General features: G+C 34.3%; 18 protein-coding genes. 17 read left to right on the forward strand and 1 reads right to left on the reverse strand.

All coding sequences use genetic code 11. The annotated features are described in order from the left end of the window. The first annotated feature begins 31 nt into the window (after window positions 1-31). From H8707_RS07955 to cwlD, 9 genes are all read left to right on the forward strand, one after another. Window positions 32-856: an energy-coupling factor transporter ATPase gene (locus H8707_RS07955; protein ID WP_394354653.1), complete on the forward strand. Its 825-nt coding sequence runs from the start codon at window positions 32-34 to the stop codon at window positions 854-856. Continuing rightward, complete coding sequence (locus H8707_RS07960; protein WP_394354649.1) at window positions 850-1713, forward strand: energy-coupling factor transporter ATPase; 864 nt, start codon at window positions 850-852, stop codon at window positions 1711-1713. The genes H8707_RS07955 and H8707_RS07960 overlap by 7 nt, the downstream gene beginning before the upstream one ends. Then, on the forward strand, window positions 1706-2503 hold the full coding sequence (locus H8707_RS07965) for an energy-coupling factor transporter transmembrane component T family protein (RefSeq protein ID WP_262429610.1): 798 nt from the start codon (window positions 1706-1708) through the stop codon (window positions 2501-2503). The genes H8707_RS07960 and H8707_RS07965 overlap by 8 nt, the downstream gene beginning before the upstream one ends. 5 nt (window positions 2504-2508) lie before the next feature. Continuing rightward, a complete protein-coding gene (truA, locus tag H8707_RS07970; RefSeq protein WP_262429611.1) occupies window positions 2509-3249 on the forward strand; it encodes a tRNA pseudouridine(38-40) synthase TruA in 741 nt (246 codons plus the stop codon). 114 nt (window positions 3250-3363) lie between these two features. Next, window positions 3364-3792 carry a 50S ribosomal protein L13 gene (gene rplM / locus H8707_RS07975; protein ID WP_262429612.1) on the forward strand — a complete coding sequence of 143 codons (429 nt, stop codon included), beginning with the start codon at window positions 3364-3366 and terminating at the stop codon, window positions 3790-3792. Window positions 3793-3796: 4 nt separating this feature from the next. Further along, window positions 3797-4210: a 30S ribosomal protein S9 gene (gene rpsI, locus H8707_RS07980; RefSeq protein ID WP_394354650.1), complete on the forward strand. Its 414-nt coding sequence runs from the start codon at window positions 3797-3799 to the stop codon at window positions 4208-4210. A 171-nt stretch (window positions 4211-4381) separates the two neighbouring features. Continuing rightward, window positions 4382-4726, forward strand: coding sequence for a DUF3885 domain-containing protein (locus H8707_RS07985; RefSeq protein ID WP_262429614.1), 345 nt, complete (start codon window positions 4382-4384; stop codon window positions 4724-4726). Between the two features lie 11 nt (window positions 4727-4737). After that, window positions 4738-5208 carry a GNAT family N-acetyltransferase gene (locus H8707_RS07990; protein ID WP_262429615.1) on the forward strand — a complete coding sequence of 157 codons (471 nt, stop codon included), beginning with the start codon at window positions 4738-4740 and terminating at the stop codon, window positions 5206-5208. Between the two features lie 104 nt (window positions 5209-5312). Further along, window positions 5313-6044, forward strand: coding sequence for an N-acetylmuramoyl-L-alanine amidase CwlD (gene cwlD / locus H8707_RS07995; protein ID WP_262429616.1), 732 nt, complete (start codon window positions 5313-5315; stop codon window positions 6042-6044). A 27-nt stretch (window positions 6045-6071) separates the two neighbouring features. Here cwlD and H8707_RS08000 read toward each other — a convergent pair whose 3' ends face one another. Next, window positions 6072-7196: an aldo/keto reductase gene (locus H8707_RS08000; RefSeq protein ID WP_262429617.1), complete on the reverse strand. Its 1125-nt coding sequence runs from the start codon at window positions 7194-7196 to the stop codon at window positions 6072-6074. Between the two features lie 189 nt (window positions 7197-7385). On the opposite strand from H8707_RS08000, the gene gcvT reads away from it, so the two are divergent. The 8 genes from gcvT to H8707_RS08040 all read left to right on the forward strand — a co-directional run bounded on the left by gcvT (window position 7386) and on the right by H8707_RS08040 (window position 18111). Beyond that, window positions 7386-8486, forward strand: coding sequence for a glycine cleavage system aminomethyltransferase GcvT (gcvT, locus tag H8707_RS08005; protein ID WP_262429618.1), 1101 nt, complete (start codon window positions 7386-7388; stop codon window positions 8484-8486). Between the two features lie 21 nt (window positions 8487-8507). Continuing rightward, entirely contained in the window at window positions 8508-8891 is a 384-nt protein-coding gene (gene gcvH, locus H8707_RS08010) for a glycine cleavage system protein GcvH (protein WP_262429619.1), read from the forward strand. 2 nt (window positions 8892-8893) lie between these two features. Further along, window positions 8894-10237 carry an aminomethyl-transferring glycine dehydrogenase subunit GcvPA gene (gene gcvPA, locus H8707_RS08015; RefSeq protein ID WP_316699625.1) on the forward strand — a complete coding sequence of 448 codons (1344 nt, stop codon included), beginning with the start codon at window positions 8894-8896 and terminating at the stop codon, window positions 10235-10237. 1 nt (window position 10238) lies between these two features. After that, a complete protein-coding gene (gene gcvPB / locus H8707_RS08020; RefSeq protein ID WP_262429620.1) occupies window positions 10239-11687 on the forward strand; it encodes an aminomethyl-transferring glycine dehydrogenase subunit GcvPB in 1449 nt (482 codons plus the stop codon). 9 nt (window positions 11688-11696) lie between these two features. Next, window positions 11697-13112, forward strand: coding sequence for a dihydrolipoyl dehydrogenase (gene lpdA / locus H8707_RS08025; RefSeq protein ID WP_262429621.1), 1416 nt, complete (start codon window positions 11697-11699; stop codon window positions 13110-13112). Window positions 13113-13224: 112 nt separating this feature from the next. Beyond that, on the forward strand, window positions 13225-15255 hold the full coding sequence (locus tag H8707_RS08030; protein WP_262429622.1) for a sigma-54 interaction domain-containing protein: 2031 nt from the start codon (window positions 13225-13227) through the stop codon (window positions 15253-15255). Between the two features lie 157 nt (window positions 15256-15412). Next, window positions 15413-16585, forward strand: coding sequence for an NAD(P)-dependent malic enzyme (locus H8707_RS08035; protein WP_262429623.1), 1173 nt, complete (start codon window positions 15413-15415; stop codon window positions 16583-16585). Window positions 16586-16680: 95 nt separating this feature from the next. Further along, a complete protein-coding gene (locus H8707_RS08040; RefSeq protein WP_262429624.1) occupies window positions 16681-18111 on the forward strand; it encodes an aspartate ammonia-lyase in 1431 nt (476 codons plus the stop codon). The last annotated feature ends 51 nt before the right edge of the window (window positions 18112-18162 follow it).

Genomic DNA, 18162 nt, shown 5'->3' on the forward strand with positions numbered 1-18162 from the left:
AAAAGATGGGGTACAAAATATGGATGATATAATGATAAAAACTGATAAAGTAACCTATGAATACAAATCCAATATAGATGATAGTGTTCAAACCGCTGTTAAGGATTTAAGTATAGAAGTGAAAAAAGGCGAATTTTTAGTTATCCTGGGGCACAATGGCTCCGGGAAATCCACTCTTGCCAAAATGATGAATGGACTTCTATTGCCTACAAGAGGAGAAGTGTACGTATCAGGAATGAATACAAAAGATGAAGATAAAATATGGGATATAAGGTCAAAAGCCGGTATGGTATTTCAAAATCCGGATAATCAGATAGTTGCAACTATAGTAGAAGAAGATGTGGCATTTGGTCCTGAAAACCTGGGAGTTCCGCCTAAGGAAATAAGAAAAAGAGTAGATGAAGCACTTTCAACAGTTGAAATGTTAGAATACAAACATCATGCCCCTTATCTATTGTCCGGAGGGCAAAAACAAAGAGTTGCAATAGCAGGGATTCTTTCAATGAATCCTGAATGTATAATCTTTGATGAACCGACTGCTATGCTGGATCCCAATGGAAGAAAAGAAGTCATGGGAACAATAAAGAAATTGAACAAAGATGAAGGTAAAACTATAGTATTGATAACTCATTATATGGATGAAGCGGTTAAAGCAGATAGAATTTTAGTTATGTCCGATGGTGAAATAGCATTAGAGGGCACTCCAAAAGAAATATTCAGACAAGTTGAGAAGGTGAAAGAACTTGGGTTGGATGTTCCCCAAGTGACGGAGTTGGCTTATGAGCTGCGTAAAGAGGGAATTGATATTAGGAATGATGTATTATCTATAGAGGAGTTGGTTGACTTATTATGCTAGTTAAGATTAATAATTTAAGCTATATATATAATCCCAATACTCCATTTGAAAAAAAGGCGTTGGATAATATAAATTTGCAAATAGATGAAGGAGATTTTATAGGACTTATCGGACATACAGGATCCGGCAAATCCACATTAGTACAACATTTAAACGGCATTATGAAATCAACTTCAGGCAGTATTATTGTTGATGGAATAAATATTTATGATAAAGATGCGAATTTAAGGGAGATTAGACAAAAAGTCGGGTTAGTATTTCAATACCCGGAACATCAATTGTTTGAAGAAACTGTATACAAAGACATAGCCTTTGGACCTAAAAATCTAGGATTAAAAGATGAAGAACTTAAACAACGCGTCAAAAGTTCAATGGAACTGGTTGGACTGGATTACGATACTTTGAAGGATAGATCACCTTTTGAATTGAGTGGAGGTCAAAAGAGAAGGGTTGCTATTGCAGGAGTTATAGCCATGAAGCCAAAGTTGTTGATACTTGATGAGCCAACCGCAGGTTTAGATCCAAGTGGCAGAGATGAAATTTTAGATGAGATAAGAAAACTATATTTAAAAGAAGGCATAACTATAATTTTGGTTTCCCATAGTATGGAGGATGTTGCTAAGTTATCAAATCGAATACTTGTCATGCATGAAGGTAAAATAATTATAAATGATGAAACCCGAGAAGTATTCAAAAAGGCATCAGAATTAGAAGAAATTGGGCTTGGAATTCCTCAAATCACCTCTTTCATGAGAGAATTCAAATCCAAAGGGAATGATGTCCGGGATGATATATTGACAGTTGAAGAAGCCAAAGAAGAAATATTGAAGTATTTAAGGAGAAATAAAAATGCTTAGGGATATAACAATAGGTCAATATTTTCCGGGTGATACCATTATTCATAAATTGGATCCTAGAGTGAAGATTATTATTATAGGTTTATTTATAGCTTCCTTATTTTTTATAAATAGCTTTTATCCATATATATTAATTCTTCTATTTATTGGAATTGTAATTAAAATTGCTAAATTGCCTATAAAATTTATATTAAAAGGATTGAAACCTTTGTATTTTATTATATTGATAACTCTTTTTATAAATATATTTATGACTAAAGGTGAAGTTTTGTTCACTATTGGTCCGCTAACAGTAACTAAAGAAGGAATATCAATGGCTGTTTTTATGGCATTAAGGCTGGTGTTTCTAATAACAGGGACATCTTTATTGACATTGACAACATCTCCTATTGCATTAACTGATGGCATTGAAAAATTATTGTCACCGTTTAAGATAATAGGTCTGCCTGCTCATGAGCTAGCAATGATGATGACTATTGCTTTAAGGTTTATACCTACATTGTTGGAAGAAACCGATAAGATAATGAAAGCGCAGATGGCAAGAGGCGCTGATTTTGAATCCGGAAATATATTAAACAGAGCAAAAAATTTAGTCCCCCTCTTGGTACCTCTTTTCATCAATGCGTTTAGAAGAGCGGATGAACTTGCAACAGCAATGGAAGCAAGATGCTATAGAGGTGGAGATAATAGAACCAGATTAAATGAATTGAAATTGAAAAATTATGATATTGCCATACTCTTATCTCAGATAGCATTTTTTGGTTTTATAATATCTACGAGGTATATTTAAGTTTTATGATGAGAAATATAATGCTTATAATAGAGTATGAAGGCACCAATTATTCAGGGTGGCAATATCAAGAAAATGCAATTTCTGTTCAACGAATAATTGAAGAAGCGATTCAATCCATAGAAGGGGAAAGGATAAAATTAATTGGCTCGGGACGTACGGATGCAAGAGTTCATGCTTTATATCAGGTAGCAAATTTTTTTACAAATTCGGATATACCGGGATATAGTTTTAAATATGTTTTGAATACAAAATTACCGGGGGATATAACGATTATTGATTCTAAAGAGGTAGATGAGGATTTCCATTCTAGATTTAGCGCGACTCATAAGAAATATAAATATTTAGTATATAATGGGAAAATGCCAAAGGCATTATACAGAAACTTTTCTTATCATATTAGGAAAGAACTAAACCTGGAAGATATGCGCATTGCATCTAAATATCTCCTTGGGACTCATGATTTTAATTCTTTTAAGAGCTCGAAGGCTGTAGTTAGAAGTTCTATCCGAACTATAAATGCAATCAGCATAGAAAAAAATAAAGACTTTGTTGAGATTTCAATTGATGGAGATAGTTTTTTAAGAAATATGGTTAGAATAATAGTTGGGACTTTGGTGGAGATTGGACTTGGGAAAAGAAACAGGGATGATATAGTAAATATATTGGAAGCAAAAAATCGAAAAGCGGCAGGGCATACTGCTCCACCTCAAGGATTATTTTTGGAAAGAGTATTTTATGATTGAATTTTCGGCTTGACATTGATAATTACTTGTATTAGAATATATTAGAGTGTTTTAAAAAGGACCCGGAAACTTTTTTATTATACACCTAAACGTCTGTTATAGGGAGGGAAAATGATGAAAAGCTTTATGGCAAAAACGGAAGAACTTGAAAGAAAATGGTATGTTATAGATGCTGAAGGCAAGGTATTAGGAAGACTTGCGACAGAAGTAGCTACTATTTTGAGTGGAAAAAACAAACCCACATATACTCCTCATGTTGATACTGGAGATTATGTTATTATTATAAATGCGGAAAAAATTAAACTGACAGGAAGAAAATTAGAGCAAAAGAATTACTCTTATCATACCGGTTACCCGGGAGGATTAAAACAGATTCCATACAAGGACTTAATTGAATCAAAACCTGAAAAAATCATTGAATTGGCTGTAAAAGGAATGTTACCAAAGAGCAGCCTTGGTAGAAATATGATCAAAAAACTGAAAGTATATAGTGGACCAGAGCACAAGCACGAAGCTCAAATGCCTGAAATATATGAATTCTAATTGGATGAAGAAAGGAGGACGAAAGTTGGCTATAGCACAATATGCAGGAACGGGAAGACGTAAAACTTCTGTAGCAAGAGTTAGATTGATCCCCGGTAATGGGAAGATGACTATTAATAAAAGAGATATAGAAGAATATTTTGATTATGAAACTTTAAGAGTTATAGCAAGAGAACCTCTAGTACTAACTGAGACTTTAGATAAATTTGATGTTCTTGTTAAGGTAGAAGGTGGAGGCTTTACAGGTCAAGCAGGAGCAGTTAGACACGGTTTAGCAAGGGCATTGCTTGAATATGACGAAAGTTTGCGACCGATACTTAAAAAAGCAGGATTTTTAACTAGGGATTCAAGAATGAAAGAAAGAAAGAAATATGGTCTTAAGAAGGCTAGAAGAGCACCACAATTTAGCAAGAGATAAACGAGGAAGAAAATCAAGAAAAAGAGTCACAGCGATGTGGCTCTTTATTTTTGATTAAAACATCCAATTAATTTATTTAGTTTGATTTTGCATCCTGTTTTAATTATACTAATATTGATATAAATTACAATTAAATCCCTAACCAAGATAGTAAAGAATTAACTTTATATAATGGAAAGTAGTATATTTCAATTAAAATCCAGATACAGGGTACATTTTGATTTAAGCGACCAGTATCCGTATTTAGAAGATGGAAGTTTAAATAGGAAGAGAAGAATCTACCGAACAGGGAATATATCTACCAAGGAATTATTTAAGGGAATAATCGTATCAGATATCGGTGGAGAACTAGATTTAAGTTCGTCCATATTTATAATTGATATAAATACAGGTTGCATATTCTATCTATATGATGATAGGGGATTATATTTATTTGCCACAAAGGAAAACTCTTTGACCGATGTTTTAAAAGAGTTTTGTGATGATATAGGAATTGATATTAAAATGAATTATTAGAGGTGCTTGTAATGAAATTAATGTTAGTAGAATTTACAGAACTATATGCAAAAGAAATTTGTGATTGGAAGTATGATGGTGAATATTCTATATATAATTACCCCGAATGGGATAAAGCATTTGATGAGAAATGGGCTATTACTATAGAAGAAAAAAGAAAAAAGGAATTTTCTGCTGTTGTTGATGATTATAATAATTTATGTGGCTATATAAGGCTACAGAAAAAAGATGAATATATCTTAATTGGAGTTGGGCTAAAGCCGTCGCTATGTGGACAAGGATTAGGAAATACAATAATGAAGATAGTGAAACAGCAATGTAGAGAGTTGTATCCAAATAAAAAAATTGCTTTGGAAGTACGTTCTTTCAATGAGAGAGCAATTAAATGCTATAAAAGGGCAGGATTTAAGGTAAAGGGAATATATGAAAAAGATACACCTATAGGTCATGGTGAGTTTATTAGGATGGAATTTGGTTCTTAACTTGCATTATCAACTATAATCATGTTGGTTTAAATTGGGTTGAGCATAGAACACGGTGCTTTTTTTATTTTTTCCTCATATAAATAAAATAGAGGTGGTCTATTATGAAAATTATTTATATGAGTACAAAAGTATTGTATACTCTGGTGCTATTATTATTGTTCATTATAGTATGTGTATTTATCTTTTTTAAATTTAAAGAATACAATAAGGCTGAACCCATTTATCTTCCAATTACAAATAAGGTAATAGGTATAGATCCGGGTCATGGTGGAGTAGATCCGGGAGCTGTATCAAAAGGCGGGATAAAAGAAGATGATATAAATTTAAAAATTGCCTTGAAATTAAAAAGATTTATAGAACATAGCGGTGGAATTGCAATATTGACAAGGGATACTGACAAAGGGTTGTATTCCGAGAATTCAACAACCTTAAAAGAGATGAAAATTGAGGATTTGAAAAGAAGAAAAGAGATAATTGAAGAATCTGACTGTGATATATTTGTAACTATTCATCTTAATAGCTTTACACAGCATAAGTACTATGGGGCACAAACCTTTTATAATGAGGAGCTAGAGGAAAGTAAAAAATTGGCATACGTAATACAAGATGAGCTCAAAAATATTCTGGATAAAGAAAACAACAGACAGCCTTCCCATAGGGATGATGTATATTTATTAAAAGAAGCTAAAATCCCGTCCGTATTGATAGAAGCAGGGTTTTTATCAAATCCTGAAGAAGAAATGCTCTTAAATACATCGGAATATCAAGAAAAAATTGCATGGTCGATTTATGCAGGTATAATGAAATATTTCAGTCAAAAAGAAAGTTTATAACAATGGACGGCATTTGCCGTCCATGATTTAAATCATTGCTTTTTCCGCTTCTTTCAATAATTCTATTACATTTAGGTGTTGTGGGCAGATATCCTCACAAGCACCGCATTCAACACAGTTATTAACAGCCTTTTCCAATTCAATAAGTTTTTTATAGCTTTCTTTTGATTCGTTTACAGTTCCGTAAACAAACATATCGTTATATAATGCAAAAATATTTGGGATGGATACATTTGATGGACAAGGCAGACAGTATTCACATCCTGTACATCCTACCTTTACCTTATCCTTATATACAGCTGTAACCTTATCAATAAGTTTCGTTTCCTTATGAGTTAGGGATGTTGCAGTGCTGGCAGTTTCAATATTTTCCATTACCTGTTCCATAGTAGACATACCGCTTAGAACGATTGATATATCATCTAAGTTATATAGCCATCTCAATGCCCATTCTGCCGGACTACGCTTAATCTCATTTGCATCCCAAATCTTTAGGATATCATTTGGTGGATCTGCTAACTTTCCACCCTTTATAGGTTCCATGATAACTACTGAAATATCTTTTTCTTTAGCATAGGATAGACCCTTTAATCCGGCTTGATAATCCCTATCAAGATAGTTCAATTGAATTTGACATATATCCCAATCAAAGGAGTCTACAATCCCTTTAAATAACGAGAATTCATCATGGAATGAAAAACCAACATATTTGATTTTTCCCTTCTCCTTTGCCTCTTTTAAAAACTTAAAAACATTCAAATCAGCTATTTTTCTCCAAGGTTTTTCATGAAGAGAATGTAAAAGATAAAAGTCAATGTAATCAGTTTGAAGTTTTTCCAATTGTTCATCTAAAAGTCTTTCAAAATCATCATAGGTTTCAACCAACCATACGGGAAGTTTAGTAGTCAAATAGACTTTTTCCCTTAAACCGTTCTTGAGATATTTTCCAATAAAGGTTTCAGATTTGCCTTGATGATAATTGTAGGCAGTATCTATATAGTTTACACCATTTTCAATTGCATAATCAAACATTTCCTTGGTTTTGTCTTCATCTATTAATGAAGAGTCATTATTAATAATTGGAAATCTCATAGTTCCAAATCCTAATTGGGATACTTTTAATTTGTCCTTTGTTATGTAGCGATATTGCATTAATTCCCCTCCTAAAGTATAATGAAAATACAATCATAGTTATTTATTTAACAAACGCTATTTGTCTAACAAATAATATCTATTAATAAATACTATTGATTTACAAACGAATTATTGGGTAGAATACCAGTAGTATTGGTGTTATAATTATAATAAGATTATAACATAAAATATGAAAGGAGTGGTGAAATGGATGCAAAAAAAACCCCTTTATACGACGAACATCTAAGATTAGGGGGAAAAATTGTCGATTATGCAGGTTGGGCACTTCCTGTCCAATATGAGGGTCAAGGCCTTGTTGTAGAACACGAAGCAGTAAGAAATACAGCCGGACTTTTTGACGTGTCTCATATGGGGGAAATTAAAGTTACCGGAAAGGAATCGACAAAATTTCTTGATTTTCTACTAACAAATGACATCTCCAAAATGGTTGACGCACAAATCATCTATACTTTTATGGCATACGAGACTGGAGGGGTAGTAGATGATTTGCTGGTATATAAGTTTGGTGATGAAGATTATCTATTAGTAGTAAATGCTGCTAACGTCTGCAAGGACTTTGACTGGATTTTGAAACAAAAAGGGAAATTTGACGTAGCAATAGATAATATATCAGATGAAATTGGAGAGGTTGCACTTCAAGGCCCATTGGCTCAAAAAATTCTTCAAAAATTAACTAATTATGATTTAAATGACGTAAAATTTTTTCATCTTGCAAACGATGTAGACATAAATGGAGTTAAGTGTCTGATATCCAGAACAGGATATACAGGTGAAGACGGATTTGAAATCTATACCGATAATCAAGGCATAGTAAAGGTCTGGAAAGATATCATGGAATCAGGAAAAGAAGAAGGGATAAAACCTACAGGGTTGGGCTGTAGAGATACATTGAGATTTGAAGCAGCACTACCTTTATACGGGCATGAAATATCTCAAGATATTAATCCATTAGAAGGGGATTTTAAATTTTTTGTAAAGCTCAAAAAAGGTTCCAATTTTATAGGTAAGGAAGCATTAAATAAATATTATAACGATGGAATGAAAAGAAAATTGGTAGGCTTTGAATTAACAGAACGAGGTATACCTAGAGAAGGATATGAAGTTTATAAAGACGGAGAGCGAATTGGGCATGTAACAACAGGATACTTAAGTCCGACTCTTAAAAAGAATATAGGGAATGCATTAATTGATATTAGATACGCAAAACTTGGAGAGCAAATAGATATCAAAATAAGAAACAAATATGTAAAGGCTAAAATAATTGATAGAAAATTTTTAAAAAAATAAATATAAATAGGAGGGTCTACGATGAAAGTATTAAAAGATTTATATTATACTAATGATCATGAGTGGGTTAAAATTGAAGGAGGAGAAGCTTATATAGGTATTACGGATTTTGCACAGCATAATCTTGGTGATATAGTTTATGTAGAATTACCGGAAATCGATGATGAATTTGATAAAGAAGAAGCTTTTTCAGCAGTAGAATCCGTTAAAGCGGCTTCAGATGTTTATCTTCCATTAAGCGGTAAAGTAATAGCGGTTAATGAAGCGTTGATAGACGATCCTGCATTACTTAATTCTGACCCTTATGAAAATTGGATAGCAAAATTCGAGGTAAATGATAGATCTCAAATTGATGAATTAATGACGAGTGAGGAATATGAAAAATTATTAGCTGAGGAGGAATAATCATGTATCCTTATATTCCTATAACTACGGATGATGAAAAACAGATGCTTGAGAGTATAGGCTTAAACAGCATAGAGGAATTATTTGCCGATATCCCAAAGGAAGTACAACTTAATAGGGAGCTGAATTTGCCTAAATCAAAGAGCGAATTGGAGGTATTTTCATACCTATCATCACTTGCAAAGAAGAATTGCTCTCAAAGTGATATGATAAGTTTTCTTGGAGCCGGAGCTTATGACCACTATATTCCTTCTATAATAGATCATCTTGTTTCCAGAAGTGAATTTTATACTTCTTATACACCGTATCAAGCTGAAATAAGTCAAGGAACATTACAATATATATTTGAATTCCAGACTTTGATATGCAATCTTACAGGTATGGATGTTGCGAATGCATCATTATATGATGGAGGAACAGCAGTAGTAGAAGCGGCGATAATGGCTGCAAATATTGCACGCAAAGATGAAATAATCATTTCTAAAACGGTAAAACCGGATGCAAGGAAAATCTTAAAGACATATGCACATGCTCAAAGCTTAAAAGTCGTTGAAGTTGATATGAAAGATGGAGTTACGGATTTAGAAGAGTTAGAAAATAAGATAAATGACAATACTGCGGCTGTAATAATTCAAAGTCCAAATTTCTTTGGGATAATAGAAGATTTAAAAAAGGCTGCGGAAATAACACATAAAATAAAAAAGGCAAGTTTTGTTGCATCTGTAGATCCTATTTCCTTAGGTATACTTAAAAAACCGGGAGAATTGGATGTTGATATAGTTGTTGGGGAAGCACAGGGAATGGGTATTCCTGTAAGCTTTGGAGGTCCATACTTAGGATTTATGGCAGCAAAAAAATCATATATGAGAAAGTTGCCCGGCAGAATTGTAGGAGAAACCACAGATGTTGATGGTAAGAGATCCTATGTCCTGACCCTTACAGCAAGAGAGCAGCATATACGACGAGAGAAAGCTACTTCCAACATTTGCTCTAATCAAGGATTAAATGCCTTAAGAGCAACTATATACATGGTAACCTTAGGAAAAGAAGGGATAAAGGAGGTTGCTGCGCAAAGCGCTAAAAAAGCACACTATGCTTATGAACAAATCATTAAATCAGGTAAATTTAAACCATTATTCGATAAACCGTTCTTCAAAGAATTTGCCGTTACCTCAGGGCTGGATGCTAAAACTATTACAACGGAATTGGAGAACGAAATGATAACGGGTGGTTATCACTTAGAAATAGATTATCCCCAACTTAAAAATGCTGTTTTATATGCTGTTACTGAGAAGAGGACCAAAGAAGAAATTGATAAGTTAACTCGTGTATTGGAGGGGATATAATATGTATGATAAGCTAATATTTGAATTATCGCATGAGGGACAAAAAGCTTATAGATTACCGCCTCTTGATGTAGAAGATGTCAATTTAGAGGATATAATACCCGAAGAATATTTAAGTGAAGAAGAACTTGACTTCCCTGAATTAAGTGAAGTAGATGTGGTAAGGCACTATACAAATTTATCATCTAAAAATTATGGCGTTGATACAGGCTTTTATCCATTAGGATCCTGTACTATGAAATATAATCCTAAGATAAATGAAGATATAGCATCTCTGGATGGGTTTACAAATATACATCCGTATCAATCTGAAAATTGCATACAGGGCTCACTGCAGTTAATGTATGAATTGGGAAAATCATTTTGTGAAATTGCGGGCATGGATAGAATGACATTGCAGCCTGCTGCAGGGGCTCATGGGGAAGTTACAGGGGTTATGATAATTAAAGCTTACCATGAAAACAGAGGGGACTTTAAAAGAAATAAGATCATAGTTCCGGACTCTGCCCATGGAACCAATCCTGCTACGGCAGTTATGGCAGGATATTCTATAGTTGAAATCAAATCCACCGAAGAGGGATTAGTCGATTTGGAAGCATTAAAAGCTGTATTGGGTGATGATATAGCCGGACTTATGCTCACAAATCCAAATACCTTAGGTATTTCAGATAGAAACATTAAAGAAATAGCCGATTTGGTTCACGAAGCAGGTGGGTTATTATATTACGACGGCGCAAATGCCAATGCAATACTTGGTCATGCAAGGCCCGGAGACATGGGGTTTGACGTAGTTCACTTCAATATTCACAAGACATTTTCAACCCCGCATGGCGGTGGAGGACCGGGTTCAGGACCTGTAGGAGTTAAGAAGGATTTAGTCCAATATTTACCGGTGCCGCTTGTAGAAAAAGATGGTGATAGATATTACCTTGATTACAATTATCCTAAATCTATAGGCAAGGTAAAAGATTTTTATGGGCATTTCGGCATTTTAGTCAGAGCATATACCTATATATTGACAATGGGTAGTGACGGATTGAAGAAAGCTTCAGAGATAGCAGTACTCAATTCAAATTATTTATTGAGCAGACTTAAAGAACATTATTATCTTCCAATAGATACAATTTATAAACACGAATTTGTATTAGGCGGATTAAAAGATACACTAAGCGAAGTTACATCCATGGATGTGGCGAAGCGATTGTTGGATTATGGATTCCATCCACCTACAATGTATTTCCCGTTGATAATCAATCAAGCTATAATGATTGAGCCAACTGAAACGGAGAGTAAAGAGACTTTGGATATGTTTGCAGATGCTATGATACGGATTGCAAAAGAAGCAGAAGAAAATCCTGAATTGCTAAAAACAGCACCTCACAACACTATAGTAAGAAGACCTGATGAAACCAAGGCGGCAAGGAATCCTATAGTGAAATACGAAAGGTAGGTGTAGTATTTGACAAAAAAAATAGCCATAATAGGTGCAGGACCGGGCGGTTATGTTGCAGCTATAAGGCTTGCACAACTTGACGCAGAAATATATTTAATTGAGAATAGAGAAGTAGGGGGAACATGCCTCAATAGAGGCTGTATCCCTACTAAAACTTATTTCAAAAGTGCAGAAATAATGTCAGATTTAAAAAGATCAAATGAATTTGGCATTGAAGTAGATGGATTTAGAATGGATGGGAAAGTACTTCAAAGAAGAAAAAAAAGAATCGTAAATACTCTTGTAACAGGCATAGAAAAGCTTATCTCTTCCTATAAAAACATTGAATTCATACCCGGAACTGCAATGATAAAAGATAAAAATACTGTTTCTGTAGAATTAATAGCCGGTGGTAATAGAGAAGTGCAAGTTGACAATATAATTATAGCCACAGGTTCAACCCCACAAATGACGGAAACGAAGGGAGTAGACTTACCTCGTGTTATCACCTCTGATGAATTGTTGGAGATGGAGGAGATTCCCAAAACTCTGATAGTTGTAGGTGGAGGAGTTATAGGTCTTGAATTTGCAAGTATTTATCAAGAACTGGGTTCACAGGTTATCCTGTTAGCATCTAGAATATTGAAAGATGCAGACAAAGAAATTTCAAGACGGTTAACGCCTCTTCTAAAGAAACAAGGTATTGATGTTTATGTAAATATTAGAGCAAAGGAAATAATCGAGGATGGCGATAAATTAAAAGTAGTTGCGAAATATAAAGAAAAAGACGAAGAAATTGAAGCATCCGGAGACTATGTTCTTATAGCATCGGGAAGGGCTCCGCTAATAAAAGGATTAAATCTGGATGGTATAGGTATAGAATATTCAAGCAGAGGAATAAAGGTCGATGATGACTTTGAAACTACTGTAGAGGGAATATATGCCATAGGGGATGTAAATAGCAAAGGCATACAACTTGCGCATGTGGCTTCAGCACAAGGAGTATATGTGGCGGAGAAAATAATGGGACATTCTCCGGATATAAATTTAGATGTCTATCCTGCATGTGTATTTACTTTAAATGAAGTCGCTCAGGTAGGATTTACCGAGGAGCAGCTAAAGATTGAGGAAACTCCATATAAATCAAGTAAGTTTATGTTTGGAGCAAATGGAAAGGCGCTATCACTGGGACAAGAAGACGGATTCATAAAGATATTGGCAGGTAGGGATGATAATAAAATCCTTGGTGTGCACATATTGGGTCCCCATGCCAATGATTTAATCCACGAAGGTACACTTGCTATGGCAAATGATATGGATGCAAATGCTATAATGAGAACAATTCACGCCCACCCCACTCTGTCGGAAAGTTTCTTTGAAGCTACCTTAGGATTAGACGATGCTGCCATTCATATAGCACCGTCTAGGAAAAGAAAGAGATAGATAAAAATGCAATCCGCAGTTTATAAAAAGGATAGCTTTGGCTATCTTTTTTGGTATATTTACAAAATAAAATCATGAATAAACTTCATTAGATTTTTAAGGAGGCATGCCGATGGAAAGACTAATAGTGTTAAGCCCGGGAAAGACAACTGCAATTAACTTAGCCATTCAATGTAGAAATATTTTCGGTAAATATATCAAAGTTGAACCATATTGTTTTAGTGACGATTTAGATTTTGATATTTCGAGTTCTCTTGTTGTATTATCATCTCCAAGTATAATAAATGACAGGATACAGGTTTTAATAGATAAAGGGTTGGATTATATCATAGGCAGAAGAGTAATACATCATAAGCATATACAGGAATTATTGGATCTTCCTAGGGCAAGCGAAGTTCTATTAGTAAATGATAGGGAAGAAACAACATACCAAGCAATAGCACAACTAAAGGCGCTTGGGGTCAACTATATCAAATATTATCCTTATTATCCCGGGGTTGACTCATATCCAAAGCTGGATATTGCGGTTACAGTAGGAGAACCACGTTTGCTGCCTTACGAAGCTAAAAAAATAATTGACATAGGAACGAGACAACTAGATATCACTACATTGGCGGATATAGCGAAGCGGCTGGGATTAATAGAAGTATTAGGAGATAATCTATCCTCTCATTATTTAAATGAAATAATTGGATTATTAAACCAAATAAATGATGATGCAAAGGAAATGAAAATAATTGGGAATAGGTTAAATACAGTAGCGAATTGTTTACCTAAAGCAATATTGTATGTGAGGAATAATGGGAATATCATTGTAAGCAATAAGGTTATGTATGATCTTTTGGGAGCTGGAGAAAAAGATATTATAGGGAAAAATATAAAAGATGTACTTCCCAATTTGTCAATAAGTGATGATAAAGACAATGATAAGGATGAAATTGTTTCAATAGGTGGCAATACGCTATTTGTTACTTCCAATGTAATAGAAGGAAGAGACAGTGAGGATGGGATTATTTATACTTTTGAGAAAAGTGAAGAAATAGAAAAAAATGAGCATATAATTAGGAGATTAACAACTAGAAAAGCTATAAGAACCGACCATTATACTTTCAAGGACATTATATATGAAGCAAACAGCATGGAGGAGCTAATAAAAAGGGCGAAAATTTTTGCTAATACAGATTCTACGATTTTGATTCAAGGAGAGAATGGTACAGGTAAAGAACTATTTGCTCAGGCTATTCATTCTGCTTCAAAACGTGCAAGTGAACCTTTTGTACCCGTAAATTTTGCAGCTATGCCAACAAACCTTATAGAGTCCGAGCTTTTCGGATACGAAGGAGGATCTTTTACCGGAGCAATAAGAAGTGGGAAAAGAGGTCTTTTCGAAGAAGCTCATGGAGGAACTATTTTTCTCGATGAAATAGGGGATGCTTCTTTAGACTTTCAGTGTACACTATTGAGGGTTATTCAGGAGAGGCAAATAAGAAGAATTGGCGGAACTAAAGAAATCCCCATAAATGTAAGAATAATAGCAGCAACAAATAAAGATTTAGTTCGGGAAATAAATAAGGGGAATTTCAGGTCTGACCTATATTATAGATTGAATGTTTTACCATTGAGAATGCCAAGTTTAAGGGAAAGAAAATCCGATATTTTGATTTTATCAAATCATTTTTTGAGTATGTACAGCAAAGGAAAGATTACTGATATTAATCAATTTATAAACAAGGACGCTATTAAAGCGTTATATGATTATGATTGGCCGGGGAATATTAGACAATTAGAGAATGCAATGGAATATTTATATATTATAGGCAGTGAAGAAGGAATGAAATTAAATATAACGCATCTTCCTGAATACGTTTTAAATAATTCGATAAATCCTAACAAATCATTGATACAGGAAGTTCTAGGAGATGAAATGATATGGATTTTAAACAAGCTGATGAATTCAAACGGGTGTGGCAGGCGACATCTATCAGAGCTTGCTGAAAAGGAGAATATAAAGCTTACAGAAAGCCAGATTAGGAGTTTGCTCAATACTGCTAAGTCTCTTGGACTAGTAACATCTACTGCCGGAAGGAATGGTACTGTTTTAACAGAAAAGGGACATATTGCTGCGTCATCTTCAAATAATTAATGGGTTAGATATTCGATTAAATGGGATAGATTATTATCCCAATACTAACATGGTTTTTTTAAAACATTAGAATTTAGCAGTTTTTTTATTGGCATATAATTTGCAATATAAATTATATGTCATATTTTTAAAATTTTATAGAAATGGGGGAAATGCTTTGAATTATTATGAAGAAAGTTTAAAACTTCATGAAAAGAATAAAGGTAAGATAGAAGTTGTATCAAAGATTAAAATTGGAACCAGAGATGATTTAAGTTTAGCTTACACTCCGGGGGTGTCTGAGCCTTGCAAAAAAATTCATGAAAATGAAGACGATGTATACAAATATACTTCTAAGGGCAACATGGTAGCAGTAATTACAGATGGCTCTGCGGTATTGGGCTTAGGGGATATAGGTCCTAAGGCAGCTCTTCCGGTTATGGAAGGTAAGTCCATTCTATTTAAAGAATTTGGGAATGTTGATGCTTTTCCAATTTGCTTAAATACTAAAGATCCGGATGAAATTGTGCAAATTGTTAAGATGATATCTCCGGGGTTAGGTGGAATTAACTTGGAAGATATTAGTTCGCCAAGATGTTTTGAAATTGAAGAAAGGTTAAAAAAAGAACTGGATATACCGGTATTCCATGATGATCAGCATGGTACTGCCATAGTTGTCCTTGGCGGATTAATCAATGCATTGCGAGTTGTGAATAAGAATATTGAGGATGTAAAAATAGTAATAAATGGAGCAGGTGCTGCTGGAATAGCAATTTCAAAACTTCTTACAATAGCAGGAGCTAAAGATATAATATTATGTGATAGGACAGGCGCCATTTACGAGGACAGAGAAGGACTAAATGGTATAAAGAAAATTCTTTCGCGAGAAACAAATCCTAGGAATATAAAAGGACAATTGAAAGATGCCATGATAGGTTCGGACGTATTTATAGGAGTATCCTCCGGAGGCATTGTAAATTCTGAAATGATTAAATCAATGAATAATGATTCTATTATATTAGCTATGGCAAATCCTATTCCGGAAATAATGCCTGATGAGGCTAAAAATGCCGGAGCTAAAGTGGTAGGCACAGGTCGTTCTGATTTTGCCAATCAAATAAATAATGTCCTAGTATTTCCGGGCTTGTTTAGAGGTGCTTTGGATGTAAGAGCAAAGGAAATAAATGATGAAATGAAGCTTGCAGCAGCATATGCTATTGCCGGATATATTGATGATAAGGACTTAAACGAAGAACATATCATACCTGATGTACTTGATAAAAGGGTAGCTCAAGTTGTAGCTGAAGCAGTAAAAGATGCAGCAAGAAAAACCGGAATGGCAAGAATTTAATGGATATAGATTTGTGCCATTCATATGTATTTTGGTAGCTAAAGCAGTAAAGATAGCAAAAGAAGAATATTACAAATAAAAAAGGCGGGATTTTAGTGACAAATTATAGATTAGAAAGTGATTCAGTAGGTGAAAAAAAAGTTCCTCAAGATGCATATTACGGAGTGCAATCTTTACGAGCTAGTGAAAACTTCCGAATTACCGGCAGAACAGTTCAGCCGGAACTTATAAAAGCATTAGCGGAAGTAAAAAAGGCAGCAGCAATAACCAATATGGACCTCAATTTGTTGGATACTGAAAAAGGGCAAGCAATAGTTAAAGCTTGCGATGAAATTATAGGCGGAAAGCTTCATGATCAGTTTATTACAGACCCTATTCAGGGAGGGGCAGGAACTTCTATTAATATGAACATGAATGAAGTTGTGGCCAATAGAGCTACTGAAATCTTAGGAGGAAAACTTGGGGATTATAGTTATGTTCACCCTAATGATCATGTTAATTTTGGACAATCAACCAATGATGTAATTCCCAGCAGCGGTAAAATTGCAGCTATTAGGTTGCTTGACAAAGCTTTGATTCAAGTAAATAATCTTGTTGAAGCATTAATGAAGAAATCCGAGGAATTTGATCACATTATAAAAATGGGAAGAACTCAGCTTCAAGATGCAATACCGATTAGGCTAGGTCAGGAATTTAATGCATATTCCAATGCCATAAAACGAGATATAGTTAGGATAAAAAGGGCAAAAGAGGAATTAAAGCATATCAATATTGGAGCTACTGCTATAGGAACCGGGCTCAATACAGATGAATTATATGTAAAAAATATAGTGCCAAATCTAAACAAAATTACCGGTCTTGATTTGGTACAAAATGATGATTTAATTGACGGGACACAAAATTTAGATGTGTTTGTATCGGTTTCCGGAGCCATTAAGGCATGTGCTGTAAGTCTTTCAAAGATTAGTAATGATTTAAGATTGCTTTCATCGGGACCCAGAACCGGACTGGGGGAAATAAACCTGCCTCCTAAACAAAACGGGTCTTCTATAATGCCGGGTAAAATAAACCCTGTAATTCCTGAAGTGGTTAGTCAAATTGCATTCAATATAATAGGCAACGATTTGACTATTACTATGGCTGCTGAAGCCGGTCAGTTGGAATTAAATGCATTTGAGCCTGTATTATTCTACAATTTATATGAATCCATTGAAACCCTAACTCATGGAATAGAAACATTTATAGTAAATTGCATCGATGGTATTACTGCAAATGAAGAGCATTGTAGACATCTTATGGAAACTAGCGTTGGGATAATAACAGCTTTGTGCCCACATATAGGATATAAAGAAGCAGCAAAAATTGCCAAACATGCATTAAAAACTAAAGAACCGATTAGAAAGTTGATATTAGAGGAAGAACTGCTTGATGAAGATGATCTTAATACGATATTGGATTATTATGGAATGACTAAACCGGGTATATCAGGCGAAGAACTGCTTAAAAAACGTCTTGCAGAAAATTAAAAAGATTTTGACTTAAAATTTGTAAAACGCTGATATAGGTTAGGAGGTATA

The organism is Paratissierella segnis (genome assembly GCF_014385195.1).
Classification (GTDB): domain Bacteria; phylum Bacillota; class Clostridia; order Tissierellales; family Tissierellaceae; genus Paratissierella; species Paratissierella segnis.